The 12,175-nt window shown below is 64.1% G+C and carries 11 protein-coding genes; 3 read left to right on the forward strand and 8 right to left on the reverse strand.

The genetic code is table 11. From position 1 onward, the window contains the following. Window positions 1-31 precede the first annotated feature (31 nt). From BMW28_RS06335 to BMW28_RS06350, 4 genes are all read right to left on the reverse strand, one after another. Window positions 32-964, reverse strand: a complete 933-nt coding sequence (locus BMW28_RS06335) for an electron transfer flavoprotein subunit alpha/FixB family protein (protein ID WP_091815179.1) — start codon at window positions 962-964, stop codon at window positions 32-34. 30 nt (window positions 965-994) lie between these two features. After that, entirely contained in the window at window positions 995-1,744 is a 750-nt protein-coding gene (locus tag BMW28_RS06340; RefSeq protein WP_091815182.1) for an electron transfer flavoprotein subunit beta/FixA family protein, read from the reverse strand. Between the two features lie 206 nt (window positions 1,745-1,950). After that, a complete protein-coding gene (locus BMW28_RS06345; protein ID WP_091815184.1) occupies window positions 1,951-3,300 on the reverse strand; it encodes a mechanosensitive ion channel family protein in 1,350 nt (449 codons plus the stop codon). A gap of 121 nt (window positions 3,301-3,421) precedes the next feature. Further along, complete coding sequence (locus BMW28_RS06350; protein WP_091815187.1) at window positions 3,422-4,378, reverse strand: histone deacetylase family protein; 957 nt, start codon at window positions 4,376-4,378, stop codon at window positions 3,422-3,424. Between the two features lie 219 nt (window positions 4,379-4,597). Here BMW28_RS06350 and mltB point away from each other — a divergent pair, with 219 nt between their 5' ends. Continuing rightward, a complete protein-coding gene (gene mltB, locus BMW28_RS06355; RefSeq protein WP_234970002.1) occupies window positions 4,598-5,737 on the forward strand; it encodes a lytic murein transglycosylase B in 1,140 nt (379 codons plus the stop codon). A gap of 138 nt (window positions 5,738-5,875) precedes the next feature. After that, window positions 5,876-6,472 carry a BPSL1445 family SYLF domain-containing lipoprotein gene (locus BMW28_RS06360; RefSeq protein ID WP_091815192.1) on the forward strand — a complete coding sequence of 199 codons (597 nt, stop codon included), beginning with the start codon at window positions 5,876-5,878 and terminating at the stop codon, window positions 6,470-6,472. 150 nt (window positions 6,473-6,622) lie between these two features. On the opposite strand, the gene BMW28_RS06365 is transcribed toward BMW28_RS06360, so the two are convergent. Further along, window positions 6,623-7,915, reverse strand: coding sequence for an O-acetylhomoserine aminocarboxypropyltransferase/cysteine synthase family protein (locus tag BMW28_RS06365; RefSeq protein WP_091815193.1), 1,293 nt, complete (start codon window positions 7,913-7,915; stop codon window positions 6,623-6,625). A 100-nt stretch (window positions 7,916-8,015) separates the two neighbouring features. Continuing rightward, a complete protein-coding gene (chrA, locus tag BMW28_RS06370; protein ID WP_234970004.1) occupies window positions 8,016-9,173 on the reverse strand; it encodes a chromate efflux transporter in 1,158 nt (385 codons plus the stop codon). A gap of 188 nt (window positions 9,174-9,361) precedes the next feature. Here chrA and BMW28_RS06375 point away from each other — a divergent pair, with 188 nt between their 5' ends. Further along, window positions 9,362-10,243, forward strand: coding sequence for a universal stress protein (locus BMW28_RS06375; protein ID WP_091815196.1), 882 nt, complete (start codon window positions 9,362-9,364; stop codon window positions 10,241-10,243). A 4-nt stretch (window positions 10,244-10,247) separates the two neighbouring features. Here BMW28_RS06375 and BMW28_RS06380 read toward each other — a convergent pair whose 3' ends face one another. Both BMW28_RS06380 and BMW28_RS06385 read right to left on the reverse strand, forming a co-directional pair. Then, window positions 10,248-11,153: a YbgC/FadM family acyl-CoA thioesterase gene (locus BMW28_RS06380; RefSeq protein WP_091815199.1), complete on the reverse strand. Its 906-nt coding sequence runs from the start codon at window positions 11,151-11,153 to the stop codon at window positions 10,248-10,250. Between the two features lie 22 nt (window positions 11,154-11,175). Then, window positions 11,176-12,156: an alpha/beta hydrolase gene (locus tag BMW28_RS06385; RefSeq protein WP_091815201.1), complete on the reverse strand. Its 981-nt coding sequence runs from the start codon at window positions 12,154-12,156 to the stop codon at window positions 11,176-11,178. Window positions 12,157-12,175 lie beyond the last annotated feature (19 nt).

Raw genomic sequence — 12,175 nt, forward strand, 5'->3', positions numbered from 1 at the left:
GGCTGCTTGGTCGTAGTGTACTACGCCGATATTATAGGGCTTTGACAAGCTCCGGAACGGCGTTGAACAGGTCGGCTTCCAGTGCGTAATCTGCCACGGCAAAGATCGGGGCTTCCGGATCCTTGTTGATGGCCACGATCACCTTGCTGTCCTTCATGCCTGCCAGGTGCTGGATGGCACCGGAAATGCCGCAGGCGATGTACAGCTCGGGCGCCACGATCTTGCCGGTCTGGCCGACCTGCAGATCGTTGGGAGCGTAGCCGGCGTCCACGGCAGCGCGGCTGGCACCGATGGCGGCGTTCAGCTTGTCTGCCAGCGGGGTCAGCACGGACTGGAACTGCTCTTCGCTGCCCAGCGCACGGCCACCGGCCACGATGATCTTGGCGGCGGTCAGGTCGGGGCGATCGGACTTGGTCATTTCGCGGCCGACGAAGCTGGACTTGCCGGAATCAGCCACGGCAGCCACGCTCTCGACAGCAGCGCTGCCGCCGGTGGCAGCAGCGGCGTCAAAGCCGGTGGCACGCACGGTGATGACCTTGGTGGCATCGGTGCTCTGCACGGTGGCCATGGCGTTGCCGGCGTAGATCGGACGCTCGAAGGTGTCGGCGCTTTCGACCTTGGTGATTTCGCTGATCTGGGCCACGTCCAGCTTGGCAGCAACGCGCGGAGCGACGTTCTTGCCGGAAGCGGTAGCCGGGAACAGGATGTGGCTGTAGTTGCCAGCCACGGCCAGCACCTGGGCAGCCAGGTTTTCGGCCAGGCCGTTGGCCACGGAGTCACCGTCGGCGTGCAGCACCTTGCTGACGCCAGCGATCTGGGCAGCAGCCTGTGCAGCGGCAGCAGCGTTGCTGCCTGCCACCAGCACGTGCACGTCGCCGCCGCACTGGGCAGCAGCAGTCACGGTGTTGAGGGTGGCGGCCTTGATGGAAGCGTTGTCGTGTTCAGCAATCACGAGTGCGGTCATGGGGTATCTCCTGGAATCTTGTTGTGGTGTTTAGAGGACTTTGGCGGTGTTCTTCAGCTTGTCCACCAGCGTAGCCACATCGGGCACCTTGATGCCGGCGCTGCGTGCAGCAGGCTCGGACACCTTCACGGTCTTCAGGCGCGGAGCCACGTCGACACCCAGCTCTTCAGGCTTCAGGGTGTCGATCGGCTTTTTCTTGGCCTTCATGATGTTGGGCAGCGTGACGTAGCGCGGCTCGTTCAGGCGCAGGTCGGCAGTGACCACAGCCGGCAGGCTCACGTTCAGGGTTTCCAGGCCGCCGTCGACTTCGCGGGTCACGGTTGCCTTGCCGTCGGCGATTTCCACCTTGCTGGCGAATGCCACCTGGGGCAGGTCAGCCAGGGCAGCCAGCATCTGGCCGGTCTGGTTGGCATCGTCGTCGATGGCCTGCTTGCCCAGGATGATCAGCTGGGCCTGTTCCTTGTCCTGCACGGCCTTAAGCAGCTTGGCGACAGCCAGCGGCTGCAGCTCTTCGCCGGTTTCGACCAGAATGCCGCGATCGGCACCGATGGCCATGGCCGTGCGCAGGGTTTCCTGGCACTGGGTGGGGCCGCAGGACACGGCGACCACTTCAGTCACAACACCCTTTTCCTTCAGGCGCACCGCTTCTTCCACGGCGATTTCGTCAAAGGGGTTCATGCTCATCTTGACGTTAGCAATGTCCACGCCGGTGTTGTCCGACTTGACGCGGACCTTGACGTTGTAATCCACCACGCGCTTGACAGCGACCAATGCTTTCATGAAGTTATCTCCTGAGGGGTGTGTTGATATTTTCGAAAACTCGTGTGCAAGACATGAGCATCTTATCGCGTTATATCCATTGACGTATACGTCAACTAACAAGCATTTTACGTTGAATTTCCGCGACTTGTATCAGAGAAAATAGAACGATCGTGCTTTTCATTAGTATACAAGGTTCCGGCCCGCGTCTGCGTGCAACCGGCCCCCTATTGTGCTGCATGCGGCTGAAGCGTCCCCGCATGGCCCGATGCGGCCGCCGCCGGGCCACCTTCCGGACCCAGGTGATGTACCACCCGTTGCGGGAACGGAATGTCGATGCCGTGCGTGCGCAGCGACTGCAGGATCTGCTTGTTGATCTCCGAGCGCAGCAGGCCGGAGCCGTTTTCAGGATCGCGGATCCAGAAACCGAGGCGGAATTCCAGCCCGTCGGCACCAAAGTTCTCCAGGTTCGCTGACGGTTGCGGCTCGCGCAACACACGGGGTTGCCCAAGCGCAGCTTCGACCAGCAGGCGCTGCACCAGATCCACGTCGCTGTCATAGGCCACTGCCACGGCCGTGGACAGCCACACCTGACGGTCTGCCAGCGAGTTGTTCTCCACGCGCTGCGTGACCAGAGCCTCGTTCGGCAGAATGGCTTCGACGCCGGTCAGCGAACGGATCAGCGTATAGCGCGCAGTGATGTCCGAGATACGGCCCTCGAAACCGTCCACCTTGACCGTGTCACCAATGCGGATGCTGCGTTCTGCCAGGATGACGAAGCCGCTGACATAGTTGGCAGCCAGCTTCTGCAGGCCCAGGCCAATGCCGACGCCAAGCGCACCGCTGAACACCGACAGCGCAGTCAGGTCGATGCCGGCAATCGACAGCGAGACGATGACACCCACGATCATCAGGATCGCGCGCAGCACGTTGCTCAGGATCTTGCGCAGCGACAGCCTGCTGCCAGTCGCATTGCGCATGAGCTGACGCTCTACCAGCGCAGAGAGCCACAAGGCCAGCAGCAGCGTCACGCCGACCATCAGCGCGCCTTCGAGCAGCGAGCGTGCATCGAACTGGCTGCTGCCCAGCTTGAAGCTGATTCCCTCCAGCTGCTCCAGAAACACCGGCAGAATGCCGCTGACCCAGAGCACCATGCCCAGCCAGATCATCCAGGAACCGCGCCGCTCGAGCGTGCGCACCCAGCGGGCTTCGTGGAAGGCGGCACGCAGGATCTTGGCGCCAAGGCGGATCAGGACCAGTGCCACCAGCACCGGCAGTGCCACGCGAAACAGCGAATAGCGCAGCGGGACATCCAGCACATAGGGTGCAACATTGGCCAGCAGCAGCCACAGCGCGGGGAACAGTACGCCGTCGAAGTCGCGGCGCCCGAAAATCACGGAAAGATGACGGTCTTCCTCGCTGGCCTTGCCCAGGAACAGCCTGCGGCCGACATGGGTAAGCAGCAGCGCCAGCACACCGGCCAGCGCGATGGCACCCAACTGCATCAGCGTCTCGGGGCGCGAAATGGTGCCATACCATTCGATCCAGTCATCAAAATTCAGGCTCGTGATGCCCATTGTGTCCTTTCCAGTCCGTCGGCAAACGGACATTCTGGCACAGGCGCCCTTCCCTGCTGAGGGGTACAGACGCAAAAAAGCCGGGACAAGCCCGGCCTGATTTGCAGCATGCTGGCGGGACTCAGACGTCGGCCAGAACGCGCAGGTGCGCCTCGACGCTGCGTGCCAGCGAGCTGAGGTTGTAGCCGCCCTCGAGACAGCTCACGATGCGGCCTTCGCAGTGGCGCTTGGCGACATCCTTGATGCGCTGCGTCATCCACTGGTAGTCGGCCTCGACCAGACCGAGCTGGCCCATGTCGTCCTCGCGGTGAGCGTCGAAGCCGGCGCTGATGAAGATCAACTGGGGCTTGAATTCGTCCAGACGCGGAATCCACATGGCATCAACCAGTTCGCGAATGTCCATGCCCTTGGTGTAGGCCGGCACCGGCACGTTGACCAGGTTGTCATCGTGGCGCAGCGGCCAGTCTTCGGGGTAGAACGGATGCTGGAAGTAGCTCAGCATCAGGATGCGTTCATCGCCGGCCACGATGTCTTCGGTGCCGTTGCCGTGGTGCACGTCAAAGTCGATGATGGCGACACGCTCCAGACCATGGCGCGCCACGGCGTACTTGGCAGCGATGGCCACGTTGTTGAAGAAGCAGAAGCCCATGGCGCGGTTGCCGCAGGCATGGTGTCCGGGCGGACGCACGCAGCAGAAGGCGTTCTCGAGTTCGCCGGCCAGCACGGCATCCGTGGCTTCCACCGCTGCGCCTGCGGCCAGCAGCGCGGCGCGGTAGGTCTTGCTGTTCATGGACGTGTCGGTGTCGAGCGAAAAGTGCTGGGAGGAGCCCGCGGCAACGTCGTCCTCTTCCAGCCAGTCGCTCATGCCGCGGATGGCGGCGATGTGCAGACGACGGTGTGCCAGCTTGATCTCGGCCAGGTTGGCCTCGCCAGGGGTGCGGCGATCCAGCGCGTCGGCCACGCCGGTAATGAGCAGGCGGTCTTCAATCGCATCGATGCGTTCGGGGCATTCGGGATGGCCTGCGCCCATGTTGTGCAGCTTGCAGTCCGAATGAATGTAGTAGCCAGTGGCGCCCATTCTTTTTGTCTCCAGAGTGTCAATTATTATGATTACAAAGTGTAATGGATTGTTGCGTGGGGCGCAAACCATCCCCTACCCCCTGCACACTACGGTGCAGGGCGCATTCCGGCACGCCAAGCCGTGCCCGGAAGACGATCCGTTAGACTGTCCCGCCCGGCCTTCAGCATGCCTCCTTCATCGTACGCCTATCCACGCTCCAGCCCCATGATTCCTGACTTGCATACTCCTCTATCTCCTGCCCCCGAACGCCAGCGCCTGCGCCTCCTCGGCGCGCTGGCCGGAGCCTCTGCCCTGGCACTGGCCGGCTGCGGCACGCCGCCCAAGCCGGCCGACACTGCGCCTGCACCCGTACCACGCCCGGGCGCCGCGCCTGCCCCGATCGCCCTCAACGGCAGCTATGCCCAGCGTGCCGACGTGATGGCGCAGGTACCGGACATGGCCCGCCGCCTCGGCCTGCCGGAAACCTATGTGCGCAATGCCATCGGCAATGCCGATTTCCTGCCCAGCGTGCCGCGCCTGATCCTGCCCTCGGGCAAGGGGGTGCGCCGCAGCTGGCGCGTGTACCGCAGCCGCTTTATCGACAACACGCGCATCCGCGCCGGCGTGCAGTTCTGGAACGAGAACGCCACGCAACTGCAGAAGGCCGAGCGTGAATATGGCGTGCCGGCCAAGTACATCGTCGGCATCGTGGGCGTGGAAACCATCTACGGCCGCAACGTGGGCAACATGCGCGTCATCGACACGCTGTCCACGCTGAGCTTCGACTTCCCGCAGGCTCACCCGCGCGCCGAGCAGCGCAATGCCTTCTTCCGCAGCGAGCTGGAGCACTACCTGCAGCTCACCTGGCAGAACCGCGATGATCCGCTCACGCTGCGCGGCAGCTACGCCGGTGCCATGGGTCTGCCCCAGTTCATGCCGTCGAGCTGGGTGAAGCATGCCGTCGACTTCGACCGCGACGGGCACATCGACCTGTTCGACAGCCCTACCGATGTGGTGGGCTCGGTGGCCCACTACTTCAAGCAGTACGGCTGGGTGAGCGGACTGGAGCCCGTGTACGACGTCAACTTCGACCAGAGCCGACTGCAGCTCGCCACGCTGCTGGCCCCGGACATCACGCCCACCTTCACGCCGGAACAGTTTGGCGAACTGGGTGCCATGCCGGTCGGTCTTCCGGCAGGCTTCAGGCACAAGCTGGCGCTGATCGAGCTGGAAAACGGTTACGCGCCCGCCACCTACTACGCAGGCACCGACAACTTCTACGTCATCACGCGCTACAACAACAGCAGCTATTACGCCAAGGCCGTGATCGACCTGGCGAACGAAGTGGAACGTGCGATGCAGAGGCAGGCAAACTGAGGCCTGACAGAAACAGCATCCAGCGGGGGCATGCCGGCCATGCCACTGCCGGCCTGCAGCCGAAAGCGCCCTTGTCCGACATGGCCAGCCCCGCGCTGCCGTTAGAGTGGACTCCACGTTTTGCTACAGGAGAACACGATGACTTTCCCCGCTTCCTTCCGCACCATCGGGCTGGCTGGCGCCATTGCAGCCGGCGTTCTGGGCCTTTCCGCCTGCACGACCACGCCGTCGACCAGTGCCGCCACCCCGACTGTTCCGTCGAACACGCGCGCCTCGGTGGATGCCCAGGTGGATGCCGCGCTGAACCGTCTGTACAACACCGTTCCGGGCTCGCGTGAACTGGTGGCACGCTCCAAGGGCGTGCTGGTGTTCCCGGCTGTGGTGGGCGGCTCCTTCATTGTGGGTGCGGAGTATGGCCGCGGCGCGCTGCGCGTGGATGGCAAGACACTGGATTACTACAGCACCACGGCTGCCTCCATCGGCCTGCAGGCGGGCGCACAGTCCAAGGCGGTGTACTACGTCTTCACCACCCAGGACGCGCTTGACAAGTTCCGTGCCAGCAACGGCTGGACGGCAGGCGTGGATGCCACTGTCGCGGTGGCGCAGATCGGTGCCAACGGTACTGTCGATACGCGCACCCTGCAACAACCGGTGGTGGCCTTCGTGCTGAACAATGCCGGCCTGGAAGCAGGCGTGTCGCTGCAAGGCTCCAAGATCACGAAGATCGCCCTCTGATCTTCCGCGCTGTTGAATGAAAAACCCCGCACCGGTTTCCCGGTCGGGGTTTTTTCTTTTTGATCAGCGCCATTGCCCACATGCGGCTTGAGCTTCAGCGGTCACGCCGCACGCGACATCGGCAATGGCAGCAGCGCCCGCTGCTCCCTATCAGGCAGCCGCCAGCGCCTGATCCAGATCGGCAATGATGTCGTCGCTGTGCTCGATGCCGATGGACAGGCGGATCATGTCCTCGCTCACGCCGGCCTTTTCCAGCTCGGCCGGCGACAGCTGGCGGTGCGTGGTGCTGGCGGGGTGTGTGGCCAGAGTCTTGGCATCGCCGATGTTAACCAGACGCAGAATCAGCTGCAGCGCATCCTGGAAGCGCGCACCGGCTTCGCGGCCGCCCTTCACGCCGAAGTTCAGGATGCCGGAGGCATTGCCCTTCATGTACTTCTGCACCAGCGGGTAGTCCTTGTGGTCCGGCAGGCCCGAGTAGTTGACCCAGTTGACCTTGGGATGCTGCTGCAGGAACTCTGCCACCTTGCGGGAGTTCTCGCCGATGCGGTCCATGCGCAGCGGCAGGGTTTCCAGGCCCTGCAGGATCAGGAAGGCGTTGAACGGGCTGATGGCCGCACCCATGTTGCGCAGCGGCACGGTGCGTGCACGGCCGATGTAGGCGGCCGGGCCCAGGGCCTCGGTATAGACCACGCCGTGGTAGCTCACTTCCGGCTCGTTCAGGCGCTTGAAGCGCTCCTTGTGCTCGGCCCAGGGAAACTTGCCACTGTCGACGATGATGCCGCCAATGCTGGTGCCGTGGCCGCCGATGTACTTGGTCAGGGCATGCACCACGATATCGGCGCCGTGCTCGATCGGGCGGCACAGGTAGGGGCTGGGAACGGTGTTGTCCACGATCAGCGGCACGCCATGCGCGTGGGCGATGTCAGCCAGCTTCTCGAAATCCGTCACGTTGCCCAGCGGGTTGCCGATGGATTCGCAGAAGATGGCCTTGGTCTTGCTGTCGATCAGCTTGGCAAACTGCTCGGGCTGACGGTAGTCGGCAAAGCGCACCTCGATGCCGTACTGCGGCAGCGTGTGGGCAAACAGGTTGTAGGTACCGCCATACAGCGTGGACGAGGTGACGATGTTGTCGCCAGCTTCCGCGATGGTCTGGATGGCATAGGTAATGGCCGACATGCCCGAAGCCACTGCCAGGCCGGCAATGCCGCCTTCCATGGCTGCGACGCGCTTTTCCAGCACGTCCTGCGTCGGGTTCATGATGCGGGTGTAGATATTGCCTGCCACCTTCAGGTCGAACAGGTCGGCGCCGTGCTGCGTGTTGTCGAAAGTGTAGGACGTGGTCTGGTAGATCGGCACCGCCGCGGCACGCGTGGTGGGCTCCGAGCTGTAGCCGCCGTGCACGGCAATGGTTTCAGGCTTGAAGGTGCTGGGATCGAGCGCCATGGGTGTTATCTCCTGCGGGATTCGGTTCTTCGGGAAGATGGCATGTTACAGCCTTTGGCCCGCCCTGTTCCCGGCATGGACAGATGGAATGGTGATTTGCTTATGTCAGCACGGCACCGGCCAGCGCACTCAGGGCCACCACCAGCCATGGAGCCCAGCGCCGCCCCATCAGCAGCCACAGCGCCAGCCCCACCACCACCGGGTCCTGCCACTGCTGCACGCTGGCGGCACCCTGCTGCAGCAAGGCAGCCAGCAGCAGGCCCACCACAGCCGCGTTGATGCCCTGCAGGGCGCTGCGCAGCCAGCGCACATGGCGCCAGCGCTCCCAGAAGGGCAGCACACCAGCTACCAGCAGGAATGCCGGCAGGAAAATCGCGACCAGCGCCAGAGCAGCCCCTGTCCAGCCGGTGGGCGGCAATTTCATCGTGGCACCCAGAAACGCCGCGAAAGTGAACAGCGGCCCCGGCACGGCCTGTGCCAGCCCGTAGCCGGCCAGAAACACCGGCGCCTCCACCCAGCCCCGCTGCACCACTTCGCCTTCCAGCAAGGGCAGCACCACATGGCCACCGCCGAACACCAGGCTGCCGGTGCGGAAGAACGCAGCTACCAACTCCAGAGCCTGCAGGGTCCACGGCAGCATGCTCAGTACCAGCAGGAGGACAAACAGCAACAGCCACCCCAGGGCGGCACGGCTGCCCACAGCCACCTGCAGGGAGCCGTCACTTCCGGTGCTGCCGGATCGCAAGAGCCATACGCCGACGGCACCGGCCAGAGCCAGCATGACAATCACGCTCCCCGCCCACTGGCCGCCCCACCCCAGCACGCCCACCGCAACGAGCCCCATCAACACGACCTGCACCGGGCCGCGGCAGAAGGCCTGGCCCATGCTCCACACCGCCTGCAGAATCACCGCAATGGCCGCCAGATGCAGGCCGTGCAGCACGCCGGCCGGCACCGCACTGCCCCAGTGCATCAGCCCCTGCGCAGCAAGAACCAGCGCAATGGCAGACGGCATCGTGAAGCCCACCCAGGCCGCCAGCGCACCGCGATAGCCGGCACGCATCATGCCGATGCCCATGCCTACCTGGCTGCTGGCCGGCCCTGGCAGAAACTGGCAAAGCGCCACAAGGTCCGCATACGCCTGCTCGCTCAACCAGCGCCGCTTCGCCACCAAGGCCTCGCGGAAATAGCCCAGATGGGCTGCCGGACCACCAAAACTGGTCAGGCCCAGCTGCAGGAAAACCAGCAGTACCTCCATGGCAGAAGGCGGTTGTGAGTCGGACGAACGGGCAGTGGAAAGCGAAGACATGGCAAACAGGGCATGGAAGCATGTCATGATACGGACGGAACGTGACAAATCCGGCGCCGTGCAGCGGCTGCCCGTTTGACGTTCCCGCGCATGCCAGCAGCTTGGCCTTCATCACCATTCAGCCAGACATTCCGACAATGCCCGAATTCAAGCACATTCTTGCCGCCACCGACCTTTCTGCTCCTGCCAGGCACGCCGTGGAGCGTGCAGCCCTGCTGGCACGCAAGCTGGATGCGCGGCTGGATGTGATCCACGTGGCCGACCTGACGCCGCTGGAGAAGCTGCGCCACATGATGGGCGTCGGGCCGGAGGAATTGCGTGAACGGGTGGCCTCGCGTGCCAACGAGAAGCTGGATGAACTGCGCGCCGCGCTACGCAAGCGCCTGGGCGAGTTGCCGGGCCATGCCCACGTGGAATTCGGTTCGCTGCTGCCGGTCTTGAGCGAACAGGCACAGGGAGCGGATCTGCTGGTCTGCGGTTCGCGCGGCGAGAGTTTCATGCGCCATCTGCTGCTGGGCTCCACCGCAGAGCGCCTGCTCAATACCGCCTCCTGCCCCGTACTGGTGGTGAAGCAGCCCATGCACGAACCCTATCGCAACGTGCTGGTGCCGGTGGACTTCTCCAGTGCCTCGCTCACCGCCATCCGGCAGGCGCAACAGATTGCCCCCGGTGCGGAGCTGGTGCTGCTGCATGTGTACGAGGTGCCGTTTGCCGGCTACCTGCGTTACGCCAGCGTGGAGCACGACACCTTCGCGCATTACCGCGACCAGGCCCGACAGGAAGCCACGCAGAAGCTCCAGGCCTTGCGCGACGAAGCCGGCTTGCCGCTGGACAGCACCCGCCTGCTGGTGCTGCAGGGTGATCCGGTCATGCGCATCGTGGAACAGGAACAGGAACAGTACGCCGAACTGATCGTGCTGGGCAAACACGGCGAAAGCGCCATCACCGAGATGCTGCTGGGCAGCGTGACCAAGCGCGTACTGACCGAAGTGCAGAGCGACGTGCTGATTTCCGTGTGAGGATTTACAGAGCCAGGCGCATGTCCTGGTGCGGGACGCCGCACTCCTCATACATGTGGCCCACCGGCTGGTAGCCCATGCGACGGTAGAAGCCCGCAGCCGACAACTGTGCCCCCAGCTGGATATGGCTGTCACCCCGCAGCCGTGCGCTTTCCTGCAGGGCCCGCATCACCAGCTGACCGGCTCCCGTTCCACGCAAGGGCTGCAGCACCGCAACCCGGCCGATGCGCCCTACCCGCAGCACGCTGCCCTGCTCTTCCAACTCGATGGTTGGCAGCAGGCGCGCCGTGGCCAGTGCCATGCCGATACGGTTGCATGCCACAGCGTGCAAGGCGCTTGCGTCCAGATCGTCGTACTCCTCTTCCGGCGCAAAGCCCTGCTCCAGCACAAACACCGGCTCCCGAACCGCTTGCGCCAGTTCGCGCAAGCCTTCCCAGTCGCCAGTCCGGCAGTTGACCATGTCGGCACCCGCCTCGAAGGCACCGTACAGTTCGCGCAGCGGCTCCGGCACGGGCACGGCCTTCTGCTGCACCGGATCGGCATACACGTACAGCAACTCCGCACTGTTGAGCAACTGGTTGCCGCCGAACACCGCGCCCGTGAACAGCAGGCTGCTGCTGCCGATGCGTTCGCAGCGCAGGCAGACTTCCACCATGTCATCCAGCTTCGCGCTGGCGTGGAACTCGGTGGTCGCCTTCTTCAGATACACATCACAGCCGAAGCGCTGCATGGTGTCGCCATAGGGCAGCCCCAGGCTGCGCCAGTAATCGCTGAAGGCGGTGTCATACCAGGCCAGATAGTGCGCATTGAACACGATGTTCTGCATATCCACCTCGGACCAGCGCACGCGCAGGCGCGTTGCGTGACGAAACGAGGAACGGCTGGCTGCCGAGAAAATGGCCTGGGTCATGTCTTGCCTCTACTGCAATAGTCTAGGGTTGCAACGCGGCCCGCAGGGCACGGGCTGCATCCGCATGCGCCTGACGCGCTTCGGGGATGGCATGCCCCATCTTGATGAACTCGTGGATCACGCCGTTGTAGATCTCCAGTTCCACCGGCACACCGGCAGCACGCAGCTTGTCGGCCCAGAGCAGGCTGTCATCGACGATGGGATCGCACTCTGCCAGGCCGATCCACAGGGGAGCCACGCCATCCACATGGTCGGCATGGATGGGCGCAAAGCGCCAGTCGGCAAACTGGGAAGGATCTTCGACAAAGCTGTGGAACATCCACTGAATCTGCGGCTCGGTAAGCAGGAAGCCCTCGGCGTAGAGCTTGCGCGAGGGCGTCAGCGGCTCCGCCTGCATGCCGGGATAGAACAGCAGCTGCAGGCGCAGCGGCACGCCTTCCTGCGCTGCCTGCACGGCACAGCCTGCAGCCAGCGTACCGCCGGCGCTGTCGCCACCCACGGCAATGCGTGTTTCGTCCAGGCCGAGCACCGCAGCATGCTGGGTCAGCCAGAGCACGGCATCCCAGGCATCGTTGAAGGCAGCGGGAAACTTGTGTTCCGGCGCCAGACGGTAATCCACCGAGAGCACTGCGCAACCGCTCAGATGGCTCAGTACGCGGCACAGGGTGTCATGCGTCTCCACGCTGCCCACCACAAAACCGCCGCCATGGAAGAACACCAGCACCGGCAGCACGGCCTGCCCTTCCGGCACCGGAGCGTACAGGCGGGCAGGCATGGGATGGCCGCCACGATTGGGAATCTGCAGATCCTCGATGCGCGCCAGCGCCGGCGCCTCGACCTCCAGCACGTGCGAGCCCATGGCATAGGCTTCGCGCGCCAGATCGACGGGCAGCGACTCCATGGGCGGGCGCGGCTTTCGGTGGATGCGCTGCAGCAGGTTGCGGACGTGCGGCTTGAGGTGGCGCCAGGCTTCGGGCTGGATGTGAGGGTCGGGCAGGTGCATGGGAATCGGGAAAAATCAG

It is taken from the genome of Allobrachymonas denitrificans DSM 15123 (assembly GCF_900110225.1).
Taxonomy (GTDB): Bacteria; Pseudomonadota; Gammaproteobacteria; order Burkholderiales; family Burkholderiaceae_C; genus Brachymonas; species Brachymonas denitrificans.

What these genes read in the sequence shown, in the direction of transcription:
- chrA (WP_234970004.1), bottom strand. Translation starts at nt 9,173, where the DNA reads ATGGAGGTACTGCTGGTTTTCCTGCAGCTGGGCCTGACCAGTTTTGGT.
- BMW28_RS06335 (WP_091815179.1), bottom strand. Translation starts at nt 964, where the DNA reads ATGACCGCACTCGTGATTGCTGAACACGACAACGCTTCCATCAAGGCC.
- BMW28_RS06360 (WP_091815192.1), top strand. Translation starts at nt 5,876, where the DNA reads ATGACTTTCCCCGCTTCCTTCCGCACCATCGGGCTGGCTGGCGCCATT.
- BMW28_RS06375 (WP_091815196.1), top strand. Translation starts at nt 9,362, where the DNA reads ATGCCCGAATTCAAGCACATTCTTGCCGCCACCGACCTTTCTGCTCCT.
- BMW28_RS06380 (WP_091815199.1), bottom strand. Translation starts at nt 11,153, where the DNA reads ATGACCCAGGCCATTTTCTCGGCAGCCAGCCGTTCCTCGTTTCGTCAC.
- BMW28_RS06365 (WP_091815193.1), bottom strand. Translation starts at nt 7,915, where the DNA reads ATGGCGCTCGATCCCAGCACCTTCAAGCCTGAAACCATTGCCGTGCAC.
- BMW28_RS06345 (WP_091815184.1), bottom strand. Translation starts at nt 3,300, where the DNA reads ATGGGCATCACGAGCCTGAATTTTGATGACTGGATCGAATGGTATGGC.
- BMW28_RS06340 (WP_091815182.1), bottom strand. Translation starts at nt 1,744, where the DNA reads ATGAAAGCATTGGTCGCTGTCAAGCGCGTGGTGGATTACAACGTCAAG.
- BMW28_RS06385 (WP_091815201.1), bottom strand. Translation starts at nt 12,156, where the DNA reads ATGCACCTGCCCGACCCTCACATCCAGCCCGAAGCCTGGCGCCACCTC.
- BMW28_RS06350 (WP_091815187.1), bottom strand. Translation starts at nt 4,378, where the DNA reads ATGGGCGCCACTGGCTACTACATTCATTCGGACTGCAAGCTGCACAAC.